Source organism: Streptomyces sp. NPDC000404 (assembly GCF_040300365.1).
Classification (GTDB): domain Bacteria; phylum Actinomycetota; class Actinomycetes; order Streptomycetales; family Streptomycetaceae; genus Streptomyces; species Streptomyces ramulosus.
In genome coordinates, this window is the sequence record NZ_JBEPDN010000001.1 from 62545 (window position 1) to 82667 (window position 20123).

20 protein-coding genes are annotated in these 20123 nt (G+C 74.4%); 10 read left to right on the forward strand and 10 right to left on the reverse strand.

Annotated elements, in window-relative coordinates; genetic code table 11:
• Positions 1–54: 54 nt before the first annotated feature.
• Positions 55–1155, reverse strand: coding sequence for an amidohydrolase family protein (locus ABT345_RS00320; protein WP_345082754.1), 1101 nt, complete (start codon positions 1153–1155; stop codon positions 55–57).
• Between the two features lie 454 nt (positions 1156–1609).
• On the opposite strand from ABT345_RS00320, the gene ectA reads away from it, so the two are divergent.
• The 5 genes from ectA (at position 1610) to ABT345_RS00345 (ending at position 6490) form a co-directional block, all read left to right on the forward strand.
• Positions 1610–2173: a diaminobutyrate acetyltransferase gene (gene ectA / locus ABT345_RS00325; protein WP_345082757.1), complete on the forward strand. Its 564-nt coding sequence runs from the start codon at positions 1610–1612 to the stop codon at positions 2171–2173.
• Positions 2174–2280: 107 nt separating this feature from the next.
• Positions 2281–3549 carry a diaminobutyrate--2-oxoglutarate transaminase gene (gene ectB / locus ABT345_RS00330; protein ID WP_345082759.1) on the forward strand — a complete coding sequence of 423 codons (1269 nt, stop codon included), beginning with the start codon at positions 2281–2283 and terminating at the stop codon, positions 3547–3549.
• Between the two features lie 58 nt (positions 3550–3607).
• Positions 3608–4024, forward strand: coding sequence for an ectoine synthase (locus ABT345_RS00335; protein ID WP_345082762.1), 417 nt, complete (start codon positions 3608–3610; stop codon positions 4022–4024).
• Positions 4025–4104: 80 nt separating this feature from the next.
• Positions 4105–5004, forward strand: a complete 900-nt coding sequence (gene thpD / locus ABT345_RS00340; RefSeq protein ID WP_345082765.1) for an ectoine hydroxylase — start codon at positions 4105–4107, stop codon at positions 5002–5004.
• Positions 5005–5170: 166 nt separating this feature from the next.
• Positions 5171–6490, forward strand: a complete 1320-nt coding sequence (locus ABT345_RS00345) for an alpha/beta fold hydrolase (protein ID WP_345082768.1) — start codon at positions 5171–5173, stop codon at positions 6488–6490.
• A gap of 60 nt (positions 6491–6550) precedes the next feature.
• On the opposite strand, the gene ABT345_RS00350 is transcribed toward ABT345_RS00345, so the two are convergent.
• The 6 genes from ABT345_RS00350 to ABT345_RS00375 all read right to left on the reverse strand — a co-directional run bounded on the left by ABT345_RS00350 (position 6551) and on the right by ABT345_RS00375 (position 11943).
• Positions 6551–7618 (reverse strand): aminotransferase class V-fold PLP-dependent enzyme, encoded by a 1068-nt coding sequence (locus tag ABT345_RS00350; protein WP_345082771.1) that lies wholly within the window; start codon positions 7616–7618, stop codon positions 6551–6553.
• Between the two features lie 82 nt (positions 7619–7700).
• The gene (locus ABT345_RS00355) at positions 7701–8405 is read right to left on the reverse strand and encodes a DsbA family oxidoreductase (protein ID WP_345082773.1); all 705 of its coding nucleotides are present in this window, start codon (positions 8403–8405) and stop codon (positions 7701–7703) included.
• Between the two features lie 117 nt (positions 8406–8522).
• On the reverse strand, positions 8523–8690 hold the full coding sequence (locus ABT345_RS00360) for a hypothetical protein (RefSeq protein WP_345082776.1): 168 nt from the start codon (positions 8688–8690) through the stop codon (positions 8523–8525).
• 430 nt (positions 8691–9120) lie between these two features.
• On the reverse strand, positions 9121–9717 hold the full coding sequence (locus ABT345_RS00365) for a GNAT family N-acetyltransferase (RefSeq protein ID WP_345082779.1): 597 nt from the start codon (positions 9715–9717) through the stop codon (positions 9121–9123).
• A gap of 111 nt (positions 9718–9828) precedes the next feature.
• Complete coding sequence (locus ABT345_RS00370) at positions 9829–10323, reverse strand: GNAT family N-acetyltransferase (protein WP_345082782.1); 495 nt, start codon at positions 10321–10323, stop codon at positions 9829–9831.
• Positions 10324–10389: 66 nt separating this feature from the next.
• Positions 10390–11943: an aldehyde dehydrogenase (NADP(+)) gene (locus ABT345_RS00375; RefSeq protein ID WP_345082785.1), complete on the reverse strand. Its 1554-nt coding sequence runs from the start codon at positions 11941–11943 to the stop codon at positions 10390–10392.
• Between the two features lie 120 nt (positions 11944–12063).
• On the opposite strand from ABT345_RS00375, the gene ABT345_RS00380 reads away from it, so the two are divergent.
• Complete coding sequence (locus tag ABT345_RS00380; RefSeq protein ID WP_345082788.1) at positions 12064–12834, forward strand: IclR family transcriptional regulator; 771 nt, start codon at positions 12064–12066, stop codon at positions 12832–12834.
• A gap of 498 nt (positions 12835–13332) precedes the next feature.
• The gene (locus ABT345_RS00385; RefSeq protein WP_345082791.1) at positions 13333–13869 is read left to right on the forward strand and encodes a hypothetical protein; all 537 of its coding nucleotides are present in this window, start codon (positions 13333–13335) and stop codon (positions 13867–13869) included.
• A 67-nt stretch (positions 13870–13936) separates the two neighbouring features.
• Here ABT345_RS00385 and ABT345_RS00390 read toward each other — a convergent pair whose 3' ends face one another.
• Together ABT345_RS00390 and ABT345_RS00395 are read right to left on the reverse strand one after the other, a co-directional pair.
• The gene (locus tag ABT345_RS00390) at positions 13937–15145 is read right to left on the reverse strand and encodes a hypothetical protein (protein WP_345082794.1); all 1209 of its coding nucleotides are present in this window, start codon (positions 15143–15145) and stop codon (positions 13937–13939) included.
• Complete coding sequence (locus tag ABT345_RS00395; RefSeq protein ID WP_345082797.1) at positions 15145–16122, reverse strand: 5-dehydro-4-deoxyglucarate dehydratase; 978 nt, start codon at positions 16120–16122, stop codon at positions 15145–15147. Before ABT345_RS00395 ends, ABT345_RS00390 begins: the two co-directional genes overlap by 1 nt.
• Positions 16123–16459: 337 nt before the next feature.
• Between ABT345_RS00395 and ABT345_RS00400 the strand changes: the two genes are divergently transcribed.
• From ABT345_RS00400 to ABT345_RS00410, 3 genes are all read left to right on the forward strand, one after another.
• On the forward strand, positions 16460–17269 hold the full coding sequence (locus tag ABT345_RS00400; protein ID WP_345082800.1) for an NAD-dependent epimerase/dehydratase family protein: 810 nt from the start codon (positions 16460–16462) through the stop codon (positions 17267–17269).
• A gap of 152 nt (positions 17270–17421) precedes the next feature.
• Positions 17422–17694, forward strand: a complete 273-nt coding sequence (locus tag ABT345_RS00405; protein ID WP_345082803.1) for a GlsB/YeaQ/YmgE family stress response membrane protein — start codon at positions 17422–17424, stop codon at positions 17692–17694.
• A 115-nt stretch (positions 17695–17809) separates the two neighbouring features.
• Complete coding sequence (locus tag ABT345_RS00410; RefSeq protein ID WP_345085019.1) at positions 17810–19039, forward strand: TerD family protein; 1230 nt, start codon at positions 17810–17812, stop codon at positions 19037–19039.
• A 48-nt stretch (positions 19040–19087) separates the two neighbouring features.
• On the opposite strand, the gene ABT345_RS00415 is transcribed toward ABT345_RS00410, so the two are convergent.
• A complete protein-coding gene (locus ABT345_RS00415; RefSeq protein ID WP_345082806.1) occupies positions 19088–20119 on the reverse strand; it encodes an MsnO8 family LLM class oxidoreductase in 1032 nt (343 codons plus the stop codon).
• Positions 20120–20123 lie beyond the last annotated feature (4 nt).

Below are 20123 nucleotides of genomic sequence, written 5' to 3' on the forward strand. Positions count from 1 at the left end.
GGCGCCGCGCGCGCCCTGCCTCCACCGCTCGCGCGCGGCACCCGGTGCCACCGCTCAGCCGATGACCTGCCCGCGCAGCACCACCCGGCGCGGCGCCGCCAGCACCCGGACGTCGGCGCGCGGGTCCTCGGGGTAGACGACCAGGTCGGCGGAGGCGCCCTCGGTGAGTCCGGGGCGGCCCAGCCAGTCGCGGGCGCCCCAGGTGGTGGCGGAGAGCGCGGCCACCGCCGGCAGTCCGGCCCGGCGCAGCTCGGCGACCTCCTGGGCGACCAGTCCGTGCGCCAGCGAGCCGCCCGCGTCCGTCCCGGCGAAGACCGGCACGCCGGCGTCGTAGGCGGCGCGGACGGTGTCGTAGCGGCGGGCGTGCAGGCGGCGCATGTGGTCGGCCCAGCGCGGGAACTTCTTCTCGCCGCCCGCCGCCAGGTCCGGGAAGGTGGCGATGTTGACGAGGGTCGGGACGATCGCCACGCCCCGTTCGGCGAAGAGCGGGATGGTCTCCTCGGTCAGTCCGGTGGCGTGCTCGATGCAGTCGATACCCGCCTCGACCAGCGGCGCGAGGGTTTCCTCGGCGAAGCAGTGCGCGGTGACGCGGGCGCCGAGCCGGTGCGCCTCGGCGATGGCGGCGGCGACCTCGTCCGGCGGCCAGCAGACCCCCAGGTCACCGGTTGCGCGGTCGATCCAGTCGCCGACGAGCTTGACCCAGCCGTCGCCGCGCCGCGCCTCGCGCGCCACATAGGCCACGAGGTCCGCCGGTTCGATCTCGTGGGCGTAGTTGCGGATGTAGCGGCGGGTGCGGGCGATGTGGCGTCCGGCGCGGATGATCCGGGGCAGGTCGGCGCGGTCGTCGATCCAGCGGGTGTCGGACGGGGAGCCGGCGTCGCGCAGCAGCAGCGCACCGCCGTCGCGGTCGGTGAGCGCCTGCTTCTCGGCGGTGGCCGCGTCGACCGGGCCGTGGGCGTCGAGCCCGACATGGCAGTGGGCGTCGACGAGACCGGGCAGCACCCAGCCCTCGACGGTGGTGAACTCACCGGTGATGCGCGGGCGTTCATAGGTGATGCGGCCGCCGACGACCCACATCTCGTCGCGCACGTCGTCCGGCCCGATCAGGATCCGCCCCTTGAGGTGCAGCGCCGCACCTTCACTCTTCGACGTCATGACGGCACTTTATGCGCAGGCGTACGCCGGCTCCGCCGCGCGCCCGCGCGAAGCGGCGCACGCCGGTGGATTTCTGTAAACGGAAGTGCCTCGCATGTTTTCCCCGCGGCCTCTCCCGCGATGCCTGAGGCACCTTTGGGAAGAACCTTCCGCTGGCAAATTTCCAATTCTTTGGATGCCAGCTTCCCGTATTCTCCTTCCCGCTTTTCCCGACCTCAAACGCCAAGATTCCGCTAGTGCCACAAGCCAGAATTCGGAGCGATCTCGGGGACGTTACGGAGCTGTGACCGACTCCACATGCCGCCCGCTTCGCCCGAGATATCCGGTACAAAAGCATACATCTCTTCGAGCTTCCGCGCGCTCGGGCGCCCCCGCGCGATAACACAAAAGACCCTGGCGGCGTAACCCCTGCCCGCGATGCAATTTGCTTTTTCCCTCGGTAAATTTAATTTCCATGACCGCCGCACAAGCAGACCATGCACGTGCCCGAAGCGAAATCAGGGAATTGCCGGAGGGTTTCAAGCTCGACGCCCCACGCGTGGAGGACGGAGCCGCGATCTGGCGAATCGCCCGCGACTCCCGGACACTGGACCTGAACTCCTCCTACAGCTACCTGCTGTGGTGCCGTGACTTCGCCGCCACCTCCGTCGTCGCCCGCGACGCCGAGGGAGCGCCGGCCGCCTTCGTCACCGGCTACATCCGCCCCGACCGTCCGGACACCCTGCTCGTGTGGCAGGTGGCCGTCGACGACGCGCACCGCGGGCGCGGCCTCGCCGCCGCCCTGCTGGACGGGCTGACCACCCGCATCGCGCGAGAGCTGGGCGTGAACCGCCTGGAGACGACGATCACGGCGGACAACGCCGCGTCCAACCGCCTCTTCGCCTCGTTCGCCGAGCGCCACGGCGCCCCCCACCGCCGCGAAGTGCTCTTCGACGCGGCGCTCTTCCCGGAGCAGGGGCACGAGCCGGAGGTCCTGCACCTCATAGGCCCGTTCGCCGCACCCGCCCCCTGTCTCTGACCGCACCACCCCGCGGGCCCCGCGGTGGCACCCGGTGCCATCGCCCGGCGGCGCCCGCACCCCGGACTTCGCAAGACCCCACGCCACTCATCTCCCAGGAGCATGCTGTGACCATCACCCAGCCCGACCTGAGCGTCTTCGAGACCGTCGAGTCGGAGGTACGGAGCTACTGCCGCAGCTGGCCGACCGTGTTCGACCGGGCGCAGGGCAGCCGTATGACCGACGAGGACGGCCACACCTACCTGGACTTCTTCGCCGGCGCCGGCTCGCTCAACTACGGCCACAACAACCCCGTCCTCAAGCGCGCCCTGATCGACTACATCGAGCGCGACGGCGTCACCCACGGCCTGGACATGTCGACGACCGCCAAGCGGGCGTTCCTGGAGTCGTTCCAGAACATCATCCTGCGCCCGCGTGACCTGCCGTACAAGGTCATGTTCCCGGGCCCGACGGGCACCAACGCCGTCGAGGCGGCGCTCAAGCTGGCCCGCAAGGTCAAGGGCCGCGAGTCGATCGTCTCCTTCACCAACGCCTTCCACGGCATGTCGCTCGGCTCGCTCGCGGTGACCGGCAACGCCTTCAAGCGGGCGGGCGCCGGCATCCCGCTGGTGCACGGCACCCCGATGCCGTTCGACCACTACCTCGACGGCGCCACCCCGGACTTCCTCTGGTTCGAGCGGCTGCTGGAGGACTCGGGCTCCGGCCTGAACAAGCCCGCCGCGGTCATCGTCGAGACGGTGCAGGGCGAGGGCGGCATCAACGTCGCCCGCCCGCAGTGGCTGCGCGAACTGCGCGCCCTGTGCGACCGGCAGGACATGCTGCTGATCGTCGACGACATCCAGATGGGCTGCGGCCGCACCGGTGCGTTCTTCTCCTTCGAGGAGTCGGGCATCGTGCCGGACATCGTCACCGTCTCGAAGTCCATCAGCGGCTACGGACTGCCGCTCGCCCTCACGCTCTTCAAGCCGGAGCTGGACCTGTGGGAGCCGGGCGAGCACAACGGCACCTTCCGCGGCAACAACCCGGCGTTCGTCACCGCCGCCGCGACGCTCGACACGTACTGGGCCGACGGGCAGATGGAGAAGCAGACGCTGGCCCGCGGTGAGATCGTCGAGTCGCATCTGAAGGCCATCGCCGAGGAGCACCCGGACGCCGTCGCCGAGTACCGCGGGCGCGGGCTCGTGTGGGGCATGGAGTTCCACGACAAGAGCCTCGCCAACAAGATCGCCCGGCGCGCCTTCGACCTGGGTCTGCTGATCGAGACCTCCGGGCCGGAGAGCGAGGTCGTCAAGCTGCTCCCGGCGCTGACGACCACCCCCGAAGAGCTGGACGAGGGTCTGCGGATCCTCGCCCGCGCCGTCCGCGACCGCGTCTGACCGCGCGCCGCGTCCGGCACCCCTTCGTCACCGTTCCACAGAAAGGCACCGACTCACCGTGATCGTTCGCTCGTTCAAGGACATCGAGGGCACCGACCGCCACGTCAAGGCGGCTTCCGGCACCTGGGAGAGCAAGCGCATCGTGCTCGCCAAGGAGCGCGTCGGCTTCTCCCTTCACGAGACCACGCTGTACGCGGGTACCGAGACGTCGATGTGGTACGCCAACCACATCGAGGCGGTCCTGTGCGTGGAGGGCGAGGCCGAGCTGACCAACGACGAGACCGGCGAGAAGCACTGGATCGCGCCGGGCACGATGTACCTGCTCAACGGCCACGAGAAGCACACCCTGCGGCCCAAGACGGACTTCCGCTGCGTCTGTGTCTTCAACCCGCCGGTCACCGGCCGCGAGGACCACGACGAGAACGGCGTCTACCCCCTGCTCACGGAGGACGGCACCGACGCCCCCCAGGCGTGAACGGCGCCCTCGCGTCCGGTAGTTGACGGACGGACCCCGGCATCCACGGAGCACGTACGAGAGGAGAGGAAGGCAACACCATGACCATCGCACCCGAGCGCACCGCCGACCTGTACCCGACCCGCGGCACCTCCGAGGTGATCACCCCGCGGAAGGACCCGGTGGTGTGGTCGCAGCCCGGCGCGGCGGGCCCGTTCCTGCCGTCCGAGCTGAGCGACTTCGAACGCGACGGTTTCTTCGCCATCGGAGAACTGCTGACGGCGGATGAAGTCGCGGTGTACCGCACCGAACTTGACCGGCTGGTGAGCGACCCGGCGATGCGCGCGAACCCGCGCTCCATCGTCGAGCCGAAGTCGCAGAGCATCCGGTCCGTGTTCGAAGTGCACAAGATCAGCGAGGTGTTCGCGAAGCTGGTCTCCGATCCTCGTGTGGTGGGCCGGGCCCGTCAGATCCTCGGCTCCGACGTGTACGTCCACCAGTCGCGGATCAACGTCAAGCCCGGCTTCGGCGCGTCCGGTTTCTACTGGCACTCGGACTTCGAGACCTGGCACGCCGAGGACGGGCTGCCGAACATGCGGACCGTGTCGGTGTCGATCGCGCTCACCGAGAACTTCGACACCAACGGCGGTCTCATGATCATGCCCGGTTCGCACCGGCACTTCGTGGGGTGCGAGGGGGAGACGCCGAAGGACAACTACAAGCGGTCGCTGCAGATGCAGGACGCCGGCATCCCGTCGGACGGGGCGCTGACGAAGATGGCGGACGACCACGGCATCCGGCTGTTCACCGGCAAGGCGGGCTCCGCGACGTGGTTCGACTGCAACGCGATGCACGGCAGCGGTGACAACATCACGCCGTACCCGCGCAGCAATGTCTTCATCGTCTTCAACAGCGTGGAGAACGCCGCGGTGGAGCCGTTCGCGGCGCCGGTGCCGCGCCCGGAGTACATCGGGGCGCGGGAGTTCACGCCGGTGCGCTGACTCCCCGGCGACCCACGCGCGGCCGTCGCACAGCCTGGTCTGTGCGGCGGCCGCGCCGTGCGTGGCCGGGGCTCCCCCGGCGCACCGTCACCTCTTAGCCTGACCGGGGTGTCCGGGCCCGTCGGTGGCGGCGGGCGCACCGCTGACAGGGAGTGAGGACGGGTCCATGAACGTCGACCGGCTGCCCGGGGTGACCCTGACCGACCATGTGCTGGACGTGCCGCTGGACCACGACGACCCGGGCGGCGAACGGATCGAGGTCTACGGCCGGGAGGTGGTGGCCGCCGGCCGCGAGGGCGCCGCGCTGCCGTGGCTGGTGTTCCTCCAGGGCGGGCCGGGCAACGCCGCGCCGCGGCCGCTGGGGCGGGAGTCGTGGCTGGGCCGGGCGCTGGAGGACTACCGGGTCCTCCTCCTCGACCAGCGCGGCACCGGCCGCTCCACGCCCGCCAACCGGCAGACGCTGCCGCTGCGCGGCGGGCCCCGGGAACAGGCCGGGTACCTGGCACATTTCCGCGCCGACGCGATCGTGCGGGACGCCGAACTCTTCCGCCGCCGGCTGGTCGGCCCGGACACCCCGTGGAGCGTGCTGGGGCAGAGCTTCGGCGGCTTCTGCACCGTCGCCTATCTCTCCCGGGCGCCCGAGGGGCTGCGCGAGGCGCTGGTGACCGGCGGGCTGCCCGGTCTCGACGCGAGCGCCGAGGACGTCTACCGGGCGGCGTATCCGCGGGTGGCCCGGAAGAACGCCGCGCACTACGCCCGGTATCCGCAGGACGTGGCGGCGGCGCGGGAGATCGCGGCGTATCTGCGCGAGAAGGAGGTACGGCTGCCGGGCGGCGGGACGCTGACGCCGCGCGCGTTCCAGGCGCTGGGCATGCTGCTGGGCAGCGGCACCGGCTCGCACGTCCTGCACCATCTGCTCGCCGACGCCTGGGTCACGGGCCCGGCCGGGCGGGAGTTGGGCGATGCGTTCCTGGAGGGCGTGCGGGCGCAGCTGTCGCATGCGGCGGCGCCGCTGTTCGCGGTGGTGCACGAGGCGATCTACGGGCAGCGGTCGGTGGATCCGGGCCCGACGGCGTGGGCGGCGCAGCGGGTGCGGGACGCTCTGACGGCGTATCCGCAGTTCGACGTCGACACCGTGCTGGACGGCGCCGGGCCGCTCTACTTCACCGGCGAGATGATGTACCCGTGGCTCTTCGACACCGATCCGGCGCTGCGCCCGCTCAAGGAGACCGCGCAGGAGCTGGCCGAGCGGCGTGACTGGCCGGATCTGTACGACGCGGGCGCGCTGGCGGCCAATGCCGTGCCGGCCGCCGCGGCGGTCTACTTCGACGACATGTACGTCGACACCGCGCACTCCCTGGCGACGGCGGAGCGCATCCGCGGCCTGCGGGTGTGGGTGACCAACGAGTGGGAGCACGACGGCCTGCGGGTGAGCGACGGGGCGGTGCTGGACCGGCTGTTGCGGATGGTGCGCGGGGAGGCGTGAGGGCGACGCCCACGGATGCGGGGCCGGATCGCGCGCGGGCGGTCCGGCCCCCCCGTCCGCTCAGGCGCCGCCGATGACCTCCAGGGCGCGGTCGACCTCGTCGGCGTCGTTGTAGAGGTGGAAGGAGACGCGCAGCAGACCGCTGCGGACCGCGACCCGGATGCCCGCGGCGGCCAGCCGCTCCGCGACGCCGGGCGGGGCCGCGACGGAGACGATCGCGGAGCCGGGCGCCGGGCGGGGATCGAGCCCCCGGGCGATCAGGCCGGCACGGAAACGGTCGGCCAGCGCGGTGTTGTGGGCGTGCACCGCGGCCACGCCGATCTCGTCGAGCAGCGTGAGCGAGGCGGCGGCGCCCACGTAGGGAAGCAGGGCGTGCGGTTCGTCGTAGCGGCGGGCGGTGGCGGCGGGCCGGTCGACCGGGCCGTAGCAGGACGCGCCCGGGTCCTGACCCGTGACCCACCCGGCGTGCCGGGGCCGCGGCCCGTCGTCGGCGAGGGCGTCCTCGCCGAACGCCAGGAAGGTGGTGCCGCGCGGGCAGAGCAGCCATTTGAAGGCGCCGCAGGTGACGTAGTCGAAGCCGGCGGGGCGCAGCGGCAGCCAGCCGGCGGCCTGGGTGACGTCGAGGAAGGTGCGGGCCCCGTGCGCCCGGGCGGCGTCGCGGACCGCGTCGAGGTCGGCGATCCGCCCGTCGAGCGACTGCACGGCGCTGCAGGCGACCAGCGCGGTGGTGGACCGTACGGCCTCGGCGAGCGCGTCGAGCGGGGCGGTGCGGAAGGTGATGCCGGGGGTGGCGGCGAGCGGGTTGACCAGCGAGCTGAAGTCGCCCTCGGGGACCAGGACCTCCGCGCCCGGCTCCAGGGTGGTGGCGACGAACGCGGACGCCACCGCCACCGAGCTGCCGACGGCGACCCGCTCGGCGTCCGTCCCCAGCAGGCGGGCGAAGCCCCGCCGGGCCTCCTCCGCCGGGCCGAAGTAGTCGCGTCCCATCGTGCCGTAGGTGGCGGCGTCCGCCACGGCCTCGCACACGGCGGCGCGCGAGCGGGCCGGCAGCAGCCCGCCGGAGGCGGTGTTGAGGTACGGGGTCCCGGGTGCGAACTCGGCTCCGCCGAGTGACGTGAGTCGCTGCATGACACCACTGTGCGCCGCCCGGGTCGCCGCGTCCATGGCGACTCCGGGCTGCGGGGCCCCTGCGGCGGGGGCCCGGGCGCGGCTACGCGGAGGGCACCGCGCAGCCGTCGTCGCCGCAGACCCCGGCGTCGCCGGCCGGCAGCTGCTGGATCGCGCCCTCCTGGTGGGCGCGCTCCAGGGCCTGCCGGAAGACCTCGGCGGGCTGGCCGCCGGAGATGCCGTAGCGGCGGTCGATGACGAAGAACGGGACGCCGGTGGCGCCCAGTTCGGCCGCCTCGCGCTCGTCGGCGCGCACCGCGTCGGCGTAGGCGTCCGGATCGGCCAGCACCCGGGCGGCCTCCTCGGCGGGCACGCCTGCCTCGGCGGCGAGGGCCACCAGGGTGTCCCGGTCGCCGAGCGGGCGCGCCTCGGCGAAGTTGGCGCGGTAGAACACGCCGAGCAGCGCGTCCTGCGCACCGTGCGCCTTGGCGAGGTGGAGCAGCCGGTGGAGGTCGAAGGTGTTGCCGTGGACCCGGTCCGAGCGGTACCCGAGGCCCTCGCCGCGCGCCGCCTCGGCGACCCGCGCCTCCATCGCCTCGGCCTGCTCCCGGCTGACGCCGTACTTGGTGGCCAGCATCTCCAGCACCGGGACGTCGGTGGGCGCCGGCGCCGCCGGATCCAGCTCGAAGGAGCGGTGCACCACCTCGACCCCCTCCCGGTGCGCGAACCCGGCGAGCCCCGCCTCGAAGCGGGCCTTGCCGATGTAGCACCAGGGGCAGGCGATGTCGGACCAGATTTCGACGCGCATGGAGTGACTTTCCTCGTACGGGGACCGGACTCGGCACAACCGGGAGGAACGGTGGGTTATTCCGAGGGCGGGCGGGAGCGTACGGAAAGGCGCCGGGCCGCGGGGCCCGGCGCCGGGTCACCTCTTGTTGCCGATGTCCAGGCCCCGCTTCGGCCAGGAGAAACATGCGCCGTCGTGCGGGTCGATCATCTTTTCGCGGTTGGCGGTGAGAGCGCCGGTCGCCGCCCGGGCGCCTGCGGCGCCGGTCAGGCAGAGGGCGACGGTGGTGAAGGAGATGCCGGCCACCCTGAGGCGAGGGCCGCATCCGGACGCTGGAATTTCCGCATTCCGATTCCCCGTCTGCGCGTCGACGCTGCTGTGTCGACGGCGCATTGCGCGGATCCCGGCCGCCCTCAAGACGCCCTCGCCATACGTGAATTCACCGGTGTGGGGGCGTTTCCGCACCGCACCGTGGGCGGCTTTCCCACCGTTTTTCCCACCGTTTTTCCACCGTATTCAGCAGTCCCGGCGCCGCCGTGCGCGATGCGCTCCGGGCCCTGGTGCGGAATTCGCTTTTCCCCTCGGGGATTCGGCTGACGGGTGACGGCGGCGGGAACGCGTGCGGCCCCTTTCGCGGAAAGGGGCCGCACGGGCGGGAGCATGCGGATGTGGCGCAAGGATCCCGCGTCCGGGAGCCGCAACGGGGTTCGGCGGCGGTCCCGGCGGGCTCGGACCGCTACGTCGCCGGCTCCCGCCACATCGTCCACAGCGTCGGGCCGCCGCCCGGGAGGCTCAACTCGTCGCGGACGGTGAAGCCGAAGTGCTCGTAGACGGGGAGGTTGGCCGGCTTGGAGGATTCCAGGTAGGCGGGCTGACCGGCCGCGTCGGCCTTGGCGAGGCCGGAGCGGAGCAGGGCGGCACCGTGGCCCTTGCCCTGGACGGCCGGATCGGCGCCGAGGAGCGCCAGGGACCAGTGCGGCTCGGCGGGGGTGTGCGCGGCCGCGGCCTCGACGGCCTCGCCGAACAGGCCCGCCCGGTCGCCGAGGATGGCCGTCAGCTCCTGGATGGTCTCCGCATCGGGCACGGCCCGGTCCTGCGCCTCCGGCGGCACCCAGAACGACACCGCCGCGCCGGTCCGCTCGCACAGTCCGGCGTGGGCGTACTGCCGGGTGAAGAGCGTGGTGAAGTACCGGCCCAGCGACTCCTCACGGGTGGCGTCGTCGGGGAAGAACCAGCACATCATCGGGTCGTCGTCGAAGGCACGGACCAGCGTCCGGCTGACCAGCGGGGCATCGTCGAGGGTGGCCGCCAACGGCACGTTCGATATCGGCATACGGGCCATTCTGCACGGGTTGATCTTGGATGTGACGGCGGGGTCCGGTACGCGAAGTCCCGTCCGGCGAAAGGGCGTCCGGGCGGACGGCGCGATTCCGCGGTGGATCCCTCAGCCGCCGTTCCCGAGCCGCAGCGTCAAGGTGAGATGGCCGGCGTCCGGTGCGGGCGCCCGGGCGGGGTCGGGGTGCCAGCCGCGGGCGGCGTAGAAGGCGCGGGCGCGGCGGTTGTGCCACAGGACGTCGAGGGTGGCGGCGGTGTGTCCGGCCGCGTGCCAGGCCCGCAGGCAGGCGGCGTGCAGGGCGTGGCCGACGCCGGTGCCCCAGTGGGCGGGGTCGACGTGGAGCTGGAGGAGGGTGACGGTGCCGGGCGCGGCGGCCGGGCCGTGGCAGGCGGCGCCGACGACGGTGCCGTCCCGCTCGGCGCAGAGCATCCGGGCGTCCGGCCCGGCCAGCGCGTGGCGCCAGGCGCGGCAGGCCGCGGACCGGTGAGTGTCCGGGTCCGGGTCGGCGCCCGGGTGGCGGGCCCGGTCGTACGCGGCGCGGGCGCGGGCGTGCAGCACGGCGACGGGCTCCAGGTCCGCGGCGCCGCCCGGGCGGATCGTCACGGTGCGGGCTCCGGCGGGGCCCGCCGGCCCGGGAAGCGTCCCGTCCCCGACGCTCACGAGGCCGCCTCAGCCCGTCTCGGGCCGTCCGTCCACCCGGCGGGGCAACCCGAGCGGGTTCTCCTCGCGCAGTTCGGGCGGGAGGAGCGCGGGCGGGGTGTCCTGGTAGGCGACCGGGCGCAGCCAGCGTTCGATCGCGGTGGCGCCGACCGAGGTGGCGGTGGAGGTGGTGGCCGGGTAGGGGCCGCCGTGGTGCTGGGCGGGGGCGACCGCGACGCCGGTGGGCCAGCCGTTGACGACGACGCGTCCGGCGAGCGCGGTGGCCTCGGCGAGCAGGCGGGCGCCGCGGCCCGCCGGGTCCGCTCCGGCGCTCTCCCCGGCGGAGAGGTGGAGGGTGGCGGTGAGGTTGCCGGGCAGGTGGGCGAGGACCGCGCCGGCCGCGTCGTCACCGGCGTGGCGCAGGACGACGGTCACCGGGCCGAAGCACTCCTCCAGCAGCAGGGCGTAGCCGTCCGGGTCGTCGAGGAGGCGGGCGGCGGGCAGGGTCAGGAAGCCGGCGGCGACGGTGTGTTCGCCGCCCGCGCCGGGCGTCACCGGCGCCTGGACGCCGGGGAGCTGGGCGCGGGCGCGGACGCCGTCGACGAACGCGTCGCGCATCCGGTGGTCGAGGAGGACGCCCGCCTCGGTGTCGCTGACGGCGGCGGTGAGCGCGGTCAGCAGCCGGTCGCCGGCCGGTCCCTCGGGGACGAGGACGAGGCCGGGCTTGACGCAGAACTGGCCGGTGCCGAGCGTCATCGACGCGGCGAGCCCGGCGCCGATCTCCTCGGCGCGTTCGGCGGCCGCGGCCTCGGTGACGACGACGGGGTTGAGGCTGCCCAGCTCGCCGTGGAAGGGGATGGGGTGCGGGCGGGCGGCCGCCGCGTCGAAGAGGGCGCGGCCGCCGCGGACCGAGCCGGTGAAGCCGGCGGCGGCGATCAGCGGATGGCGGACCAGCTCCACCCCGGCACCGAAGCCGTGGACCAGACCGACGACGCCCTCGGGCAGCCCGGTGTCGGCGGCGGCGCGGCGCAGCAGGGCGGCGACCAGTTCGGAGGTGGCCGGGTGGTCGGGGTGGGCCTTGACGACGACGGGGCAGCCGGCGGCCAGGGCGCTGGCGGTGTCGCCGCCGGGCACCGAGAAGGCGAGCGGGAAGTTGCTGGCCGCGTAGACGGCGACGGGCCCCAGCGGGATCTTGTGGCGGCGCAGGTCGGGGCGGGGCGGGGTGAGCGACGGGTCGGCGTGGTCGATCCGTACGTCGAGGAAGGCTCCCTCGTCGACGGCGTCGGCGCAGGCCCGCAACTGGTGGGTGGTGCGGGCCAGTTCGCCGGTCAGGCGGCCGGGGCCGAGCGCGGTCTCGGCGTCGGCGGCCTCGATGACGCGGGCGCCGGTGGCGTCCAGCAGATCGGCGGCGCGGCGCAGCAGGGCGGCGCGGGCGGTGCGGTCGGCGAGGGCCGGGCGGGCGGTGTGGGCGGCGCGGACCGCCGCGTCCACCTCGGCCGCGGTGGCCTCCACCGCGACCTGTTCGCGCCGCTTCCCGGTTCGGGGGTCGACACTCCAGACTGGTGCTGCCGCCGCTGTGGCCACCACGTATTCCTCCCGAGCGCGCTCTTGCCGCAGGCCGGACACCGTTCGATATGGTGAACAGCGTCCCGGATGTTGAATCCCTGGGACTCTAGGGCGGGCCGAACTGAGGGGTCAAGGGCGATGTCAGCTGCGGAGACGGGTGGAGCGCAGGTCAAGTCCGCGGTACGGACGGTGGAGCTGCTGGAGTACTTCGCGGGCCGCCCCGGTATGCACTCCCTCGCCTCCGTCCAGGAAGCCGTCGGCTATCCCAAGTCCAGTCTCTACATGCTGCTGCGCACCCTCGTCGAGCTGGGCTGGGTGGAGACGGACGCGACCGGTACGCGGTACGGCATCGGGGTCCGCGCGCTGCTCGTCGGCACGTCGTACATCGACGGCGACGACGTGGTCGCGGCGGCGCGGCCGACGCTGGACCGGCTCTCGGACGACACCACCGAGACCATCCACCTCGCGCGGCTGGACGGCGTCAACGTCGTCTACCTCGCGACCCGTCAGTCGCAGCACTATCTGCGGCCCTTCACCCGGGTGGGGCGGCGGCTGCCCGCGCACTCCACCTCGCTGGGCAAGGCGCTGCTGGCCACCCACTCGGACGAGCAGGTGCGCGAGCTGCTCCCGGCGAAGCTGGCGGCGCTGACCGAGCACACGATCACCGACCGCGAGCAGCTGATCGAGGAGCTGCACACGGTGCGCGAGCAGGGGTACGCGGTCGATCGCGAGGAGAACACGCTGGGGCTGCGGTGCTTCGGCGTCGCGATCCCCTACCGCACCCCGGCGCGCGACGCGATCAGCTGCTCGGTGCCGGTGGCGCGGCTGACGCCCGATCACGAGCAGCTGCTCAAGGACACCCTCTTCGACGCCCGTGACCGGCTGCTGCTGGCGACCCGCCGGCTCTGAGCGCGGCCGCCGGGCGCGCCACGCCGTGCCACCTGCGGGGCGAGCCGTCGGCACCCCGCGGCGGCTCACCCGTTCTTCGCAGCGCGCCCAGGCGGCCTCGACACGCCGTTGACACACCGTCCGACCTGCGAAGATTCCGGATGCGGCGGGTGGTGGGCGGGTCGGCCGGGGGCGTTCTGACAAGACGTCAGCAGGCTCGCGACGCGCCGGGCGGTTTATCTCGGAGTGAGCAGGTACGGAACTCGACGTTCCGGCGGCGCACGGGCGCCGCGTCCGTACCTCACGGAGGTTCGTCGTGTACGCCAGCCGCCCGCACATAGGCGCCGCCCCGGCCGTCGCCGGCCCGGGGCGTGCACTTGACGCCGTGCGCCGTACGGCCGCACCGGGGCGCCCCGCCGCCCGCGGGCCGCTCCGCCGCGCCGCCGGGCGGGTCTGACGATGTCCGGCGCGCCCGGGACCGCACCCGGGAGACGACGGCGCGGGACGGGCAACGGATCGGTGGCGCTGGCGCTCGCCGCGGTGGGCGCCGGGGGGTGGCTGATCGCGGTCGGCGCCCGGACCACCGCGCCGCAGCGGCCGCCCGCCGCCCAGGGATCCGGCGGCCCGGCGGCGCCCGCCGCGGCCCGGGACGCCGCCCCGCCGGTCCGCTTCCGGATACCGGCCGCCGAGGCCGCCGGCCCGCCGGCCGGCCCCGGCCACGACACCCGCGACGCGCTCCGGACACTGCCCGCCCACCGGCCCGTAACGACGGGCCGGTACCGCGACGGGGTCCCGCCCGGCTGCCCGGGCACGGCCGTCGCCCTCTGGCGCGCCGCGGCCGGTCCGGCCGCGCTGCCGCCGCGCGGCAGCGCCGAGGTGTGCCGCGCGGACGGCCCCGGCGCGCTCCTCGCCGCCGGCGCGGCCGGGCCCCGGGAACGGGACGCCGTCCTCGGCGACTTCCCCCAAGGCCCGGCCGCCCGGCCGGGGATATACCGGCTGACCTGCGGGGACGCGGAGCGCGGCGGTATGTCCGCCCCGCCCGTCGGCACCGGATAGCCACCACCCAGGGGGGCCACAGACGGCCGGGGCGGCCCGCGGGAGCCGCCCCGGTCCAGCCGTTGCGTCAGCGCCCGGCCAGCGCCTCCAGTGCGGCGCCGACGGCGGCCAGATCCCGGTCGCTCGCCAGGCCCGCGTGGTAGAGCCGCAGCTCCCCGGCGCCCAGCGCGGCGGCGTGTGCGGCGTCCGCGGCGAGGGTGGCGGGGCTGCCGCCCATGCCGGAGACGACGGGGAAGTTGGCGGCGAGGACGGCGCCGGCCGCATCCGGCGCCGCGGCGAACGGCGCCAGCGCAGCGGCCCGCTGAGCCGCGTCCGGGCCGCACGGCACCACCACGCCGTCGGCGTACCCGAACACCCCGGCGGGGTCGGTGCCCGCGTTGGCGCCGCAGCGGTGCGCGGCCGGGTCGGCGTGGAGCAGCACCCGGAAGCCGGGGGCGGCGGCCTCCCGGACGGCGGCGACGGCGGCGCGCCGCAGCCCCCCGGCCGCCCGTGCCCGCCAGTCCCGCACCACGGCGGCCCGGCCGGCGCCGAGCAGCGCCTCGACGCCGGCCCACTCCCCCGTCCGGTCCGCCGCGGCGGGCGCCGCCGCCCCGGCCCACACCGGCTCCAGCGCCCGGCGCACCGCACCGCGCAACTCCTCCGCGTCCAGGCCGAGCCCGGCGTAGCCGCGGCGGCACTCCGTACAGAAGCAGAGCGACATCAGGTACTGCGCGGCCCCGGACAGTGCCACGCCGCCGACCTTGTCGTGGGCGTGCAGATGCGCCATGCCGTACCAGCCGCAGGACTCCAGCTCGGTGCCGCGCGCGCCGGGCCGTACGGCGGCCTCGGCGGCGAGGGTGACGAGATGGTCGCGGACCTCCGGACGGGCGATGCACGGCGCCCAGGGGTAGCGGTCGCCGTAGGCGTTGCGGACGGAGGTGTCCGGATGCTCCTCGCCCAGGCGGGAGTTGTGGGCCAGGACGACCCAGCTGTGCACCTCGATCCCGGCGTCCGCCAGCGCCGCCGCGGCCTCCCCGTACGGGTCGGGGCCCGGCATCCAGTCCTGGACGGCGGGGCGCAGCGCCCGGCCGGCCCAGCGCCGCGGGTCGGGCGGGTAGAGCACGGCGGAGTGGCGGGCGGTGACGACGCGGTGGTGCGGGTGGCGCGGGGTCAGGGCGCGGGTGGAGTGGTAGGCGGATGCCAGGGTGGCCTGACGGATGCCCAGACCGGCGAGGCGGGGCGCGGCCTCCGGGTCGCCGGCCACGTCCCAGGGGTAGAGGAAGGCGGCGGCGCGCATCAGGCGCGGTCCCCGTCCACCGGGGCGCCCGAGCCGTCACCGCCGCCGTCGGGCAGCAGGGTGAGCCCGTGGTCGAGCAGGGCGCGCAGCTCCTCGACGTGCCGGGGGTCGGGCGGGGCGAGCGGCGGCCGGACCTCGCCCGCGTCCGGGCCGCGCAGCCCGACACCCGCCTTGATGAGCGAGACCGCGTAGCCGTGGCCCTGGTTGCGCAGCTCGACGAGGGGGCGGTAGAAGCCGTCCGTCAGGCGGTCGACGGTCGCCCGGTCGCCGGTGGTGAGCGCGCGGTGGAAGGCGAGGGCGATCTCGGGGGCGAAGGCGAAGACGGCGGAGGAGTACAGGCGCACGCCCAGGCCCAGGTAGGCGGGGCCGGTGAGTTCGGCGGTGGGCAGGCCGTTGAAGTAGAGGAAGCGGGAGCCGGCGGCCTCGGTGCGGACGGCGCTCATGATGCGCTGGAGCAGGTCCAGATCGCCCAGCCCGTCCTTGAGGCCGATGACGCCCGGGGTGCGGGCGAGCGCGACGACGGTCTCCGGGGTGAAGACGGCGTTGTCCCGCTGGTAGACGATGACCGGCAGCTCGGTGGCGGCGGCCAGCGCCCGGTAGTGGCGCAGCAGCCCCTGCTGACCCGCGTTGACGAGGTAGGGCGGCATGGCGAGCAGTCCGTCGGCGCCGCACTCGCGGGCGAGGCGGGCGAAGCGGACGGCGAGCGCCGTGCCGTAGCCCGCCGCGGCGAGCACCGGCACCCGCCCCGCGGTCTCCTCGACTGCCGCGCCGACGCACGCCGTGAACTCCTCGGGCGTCAGGGCGTGGAACTCCCCGGTGCCGCAGCAGGCGAAGACGGCGCCCGCCCCGGCCTCGACGCCGCGCCGGACATGGGCGCGGTAGGCGTCCAGATCCACCTCGCCGTCGGGCGCGTAGGTGGTCACGGGGAAGAACAGCACTCCGTCGAGGCGGTCGGCGAGCGGCGAGGCTGAGGTCACGGGCTCTCCCTGGCGTGCGGGGCGTACCGCGGCGCGAGGGCTCCCGCGGCGCCGGCGGACTGCGGATCCGGTCGCGGACGCGGCGACCGGCCACCCCGTCGTGCACGTCTCTGACCAGCGTCCATATCTCTGAACGGCGCCACGCTAGAGCAGCGCCCGGCGCCCGGTCAAGAGGACCGCACCGGCCCGCGCGCACCCCGAACACGCGGCCGCCACCGGCGTATTGACCACCGCCGATCACGCTCCCTACGGTGCTGACGATCGTGTCCACACCTCTGAACGCCATCCGTATGCGTCGGCGTTCCGGGGCCGCGCCGTTCCGCCGGAGGATCCGCCCATGCCCGCACCCCGCACCGTCCTGCTCACCGGCGCCGCAGGCGGTCTCGGCACCCTGATGCGCGAGCTGCTGCCCCCGTACGGCTACCGGCTGCGCCTCTTCGACGAGCGGCCGGTGCCGGGCGCGCCCGACGCGATCACCGCACCGCTCGCCGACCGCGAGGCGCTGCGCGCGGCGGTCCGCGGGAGCGACGCCGTCATCCACTTCGCCGGGATCTCCCTGGAGGCGTCGTTCGACCAGATCCTGCGGGCCAACATCGAGGGCGTCCACCAGCTCTACGAGGCGGCCCGCGAGGAGGGCGTGCGCCGCGTCGTCTTCGCCTCCTCCAACCACGCCGTCGGCTTCACCCCGCGCCCGCCCGACGGTTCGGCCGCCATCGGGATCGACACCCCGCGCCGCCCGGACACCTTCTACGGCCTGTCCAAGGGGTTCGGCGAGGACCTCGCCTCCCTCTACCACGACCTGCACGGCATCGAGACGGTCTCGCTGCGCATCGGCTCCTGCTTCCCGGAGCCGACCAGCGTGCGGATGCTGTCGATCTGGCTGAGTCCGGCGGACTGCGCCCGGCTGCTGCACGCCGCCCTCACCGCGGAGAACGTCGGCCACACCGTCGCCTACGCCTCGTCCGCCAACACCCGCCTGTGGTGGGACCTGTCGACCGCCCGCGCCCTGGGCTACCGCCCGCAGGACGACTCCGAGCCGTACGCGGCGGCGCTGATCGCCGCCGAGGGGGAGCTGGACCCGGACGACGCGGCCCATGCGCACCTGGGCGGCGCGTTCTGCACCGACCCGCCGCGCTGGCCGCACTGAGCCGGATCCGCGTACGGTCGGGCGGCCGCCGTCCGATCCGCCGGCGGAGGGAACTCGCGCCCCCTCCACGGCGTCCTTGAGGGCGACACGTCAGACAACAAGAACCGCACGTCACACCGGCGCCACGGCGCGCAGGAACGAGGAAACACACCATGGGTATCGTCAGCTGGATCGTCCTGGGGCTGATCGCGGGCGTCATCGCCAAGATCCTGCTGCCGGGCCGGGACCCGGGCGGCCTGGTGGGCACCACGCTCACCGGCATCGTCGGGTCGTTCGTCGGCGGCTGGCTGTCCGTCAAGATCCTGGACCGGCCCATACCCAAGGACATCTTCGACCTGTCCACCTGGGTCGCGGCCATCGCCGGCTCCCTCGTGCTGCTGATCCTCTACCGGCTGTTCTTCGGCAACTCCCGCGAGCGCCGCTGACCTGCCGCCCCGCCGGAACGGACTCCGGCGGGGCCCGCGGAGCCGGCCCTCCCCCGGACGGGCCGGGTAATGGAACCGCAAAGGCGAGCCGTTCGTTACTGCTGGCATGACCGCAATGACTCCTGGCTCGAATCTCCCGCTCGGCGCCGCGCGGGTGGCGGTGGACGTCACCGCCCCCGTGCGGCTGGACGTCTCGGGCCTGTTGCTCACCGCCGCAGGCAAGGTGCGTTCCGACGACGACTTCGTCTTCTACAACCAGCCCAGCGGCGGCCCCGGGGTGACCCACGGCGCCGGGGCACCCGGTGGCGGCGACACCATCACCGTCGACACCACGGCGATCCCCGCGGAGATCGAGAAGATCGTCGTCACCGCGAGCCCGGACGCCCCCGGCGCCACCTTCGCCGGCACGGAGCCGACCGGCACCGTGCGCGACGCCGACACCGGCGCCGTCCTCGCCTCCTTCACCCCGCCCGGGCTCGGCCCGGAGACCGCGCTGGTCGTCGTCGAGATCTACCGCCGGGGCGGCGCCTGGAAGGTCCGCGCCGTCGGCCAGGGGTACGCCAACGGTCTGGCCGGCATCGCCACCGACTTCGGCGTCACCGTCGAGGAACCGGCGGCGCCCGCGGCTCCGGCCGCCGCTCCCGCACCCCCGGCGGCGCCGCCCGCCCCGCCCGCGCCGCCCGCCGGTCAGTGGGCGCCGCCGACCGGCGCCCCCGCCCCGCTGGCCCCGCCGCCGGGCGTCACTCCCCCGCCGCCGCCCACCGCCGGGAAGATCAATCTGGACAAGGGCCGGGTCAGCCTCCGGAAGAACGAGACCGTCTCGCTGGTCAAGGGCGGCCGCCCGCTGCTCAGCTCGGTCCGGATGGGGCTGGGCTGGGAGCCCGCGTTCCGCGGCAAGTCCATCGACCTGGACGCCTCGGTCATCGCCTACGGCCCCGACCGCAAGAAGATCGACAACTGCTTCTTCGGCAAGCTCTCCGTCCTCAACGGCGCCATCCAGCACTCCGGCGACAACCTCACCGGCGACGGCTCCGGCGACGACGAGACCATCACCGTCCATCTCGGCGGCATCCCGCCGCAGGTCACCGGCCTGGTCTTCACCGTGAACTCCTTCTCCGGCCAGAAGTTCACCGACGTCGCCAAGGCGTACTGCCGCCTCACCGACGACCGGACCGGCGAGGAGCTGGTCCGCTTCGACCTCACCTCGGCCGAGCCCCGCACCGGCGTCCTGATGGCCAAGCTCATCCGGCAGTACTCCGGCGAGTGGGAGATGACGGCGCTGGGCGAGTTCGTCGACGCGCGGACGGTCCGCGGGATGACCAAGCCGGGAGGCGCGGCGCTCTGAGCCCAGGCTCCGGCGGCGGGCTGACCCGCCCGCCCGCCGCCGGGCCGGTCAGCCCGCCGCCACCCGCTCCGGCAGACCCACCAGCCGCGCCAGCCGGGCGTACGACTCCAGCAGCGCACCGCGCTCGTACGTACTCGTGCTCACCAGCACCTCGTCCGCCCCGGTCTCCTCGATCAGCGTCCCCAGCGCCTCGGCGACCTCCTCCTCCGTCCCGTGGATCCGGCCCCGCAACTCCTCCTCGACATAACCGCGTTCGCGCGCGCCCATCGTCGCGGCGGCCGCCTCCGCGTCGGCCGCGGGCCGCAGCGGCGGGAAGACGCCGCGGGTCTTCGCATGGGCCATGGCGTGCGCCTCCGGCAGCAGCATCCGGTGGGCCGCCGCGGTCGTGGCCGCCACCGCGACCGTCGCGGCCACCACGACGTACGGCCGCGGCCACAGCGCCGACGGCCGGAACGCCGCGCGATAGCCGTCGATCGCCTCCCGCATCCGGCGCCGGCCGCGCACCTCCCCGATGACCAGCGCCAGCCCCGCCTCCGCCGCCACCCGCGCCCCGGCGCCCGTCGCCAGGACGAACGCGGGGACGCGCAGCCCCTCGGCGGGGCGGGCCCGGACCTGCGGATGGGCGCGCTGGGTGCCGTCGAAGTAGCCGATCAGCTCGGCCAGTTGCGCCGCGAAGTCCGCCCCGGCCGCCTTGTCGGCGCCCAGGGCGCGGCGGATGCCGTCGGTGAACCCGAGCGACCTGCCCAGACCCATGTCGATCCGGCCGGGGAACAGCGCCTCCAGCACCCCGAACTGCTCGGCGACCACCATCGGCCGGTGGTTGGGGAGCATCACGCCGCCCGTGCCGACCCGGATCGTCTCCGTCGCCCCGGCGACCGCGGCGGCCAGCACCGTCGGCGCGGAACCGGCGACGCCCGGCACGCCGTGGTGCTCGGACACCCAGAAGCGGTGGTAGCCGAGGCGTTCGGCGTGGCGGGCCAGCTCCACCGTGTCGCGCAGCGCCGCCGCGTCGGGGTGCCCCTGCCGGGTGCGGGAGCGGTCCAGGACCGAGAAGCGGGTCGTCCGTGTCGTCGGGCTCATCTCT

What these genes read in the sequence shown, in the direction of transcription:
- ABT345_RS00355 (WP_345082773.1), bottom strand. Translation starts at nt 8,405, where the DNA reads ATGCGCGTCGAAATCTGGTCCGACATCGCCTGCCCCTGGTGCTACATC.
- ABT345_RS00345 (WP_345082768.1), top strand. Translation starts at nt 5,171, where the DNA reads ATGAACGTCGACCGGCTGCCCGGGGTGACCCTGACCGACCATGTGCTG.
- ABT345_RS00415 (WP_345082806.1), bottom strand. Translation starts at nt 20,119, where the DNA reads ATGAGCCCGACGACACGGACGACCCGCTTCTCGGTCCTGGACCGCTCC.
- ABT345_RS00390 (WP_345082794.1), bottom strand. Translation starts at nt 15,145, where the DNA reads ATGCGCGCCGCCGCCTTCCTCTACCCCTGGGACGTGGCCGGCGACCCG.
- ABT345_RS00365 (WP_345082779.1), bottom strand. Translation starts at nt 9,717, where the DNA reads ATGCCGATATCGAACGTGCCGTTGGCGGCCACCCTCGACGATGCCCCG.
- ABT345_RS00350 (WP_345082771.1), bottom strand. Translation starts at nt 7,618, where the DNA reads ATGCAGCGACTCACGTCACTCGGCGGAGCCGAGTTCGCACCCGGGACC.
- ABT345_RS00405 (WP_345082803.1), top strand. Translation starts at nt 17,422, where the DNA reads ATGGGTATCGTCAGCTGGATCGTCCTGGGGCTGATCGCGGGCGTCATC.
- ABT345_RS00400 (WP_345082800.1), top strand. Translation starts at nt 16,460, where the DNA reads ATGCCCGCACCCCGCACCGTCCTGCTCACCGGCGCCGCAGGCGGTCTC.
- ABT345_RS00320 (WP_345082754.1), bottom strand. Translation starts at nt 1,155, where the DNA reads ATGACGTCGAAGAGTGAAGGTGCGGCGCTGCACCTCAAGGGGCGGATC.
- ABT345_RS00380 (WP_345082788.1), top strand. Translation starts at nt 12,064, where the DNA reads ATGTCAGCTGCGGAGACGGGTGGAGCGCAGGTCAAGTCCGCGGTACGG.
- ectA (WP_345082757.1), top strand. Translation starts at nt 1,610, where the DNA reads ATGACCGCCGCACAAGCAGACCATGCACGTGCCCGAAGCGAAATCAGG.
- ABT345_RS00410 (WP_345085019.1), top strand. Translation starts at nt 17,810, where the DNA reads ATGACTCCTGGCTCGAATCTCCCGCTCGGCGCCGCGCGGGTGGCGGTG.
- thpD (WP_345082765.1), top strand. Translation starts at nt 4,105, where the DNA reads ATGACCATCGCACCCGAGCGCACCGCCGACCTGTACCCGACCCGCGGC.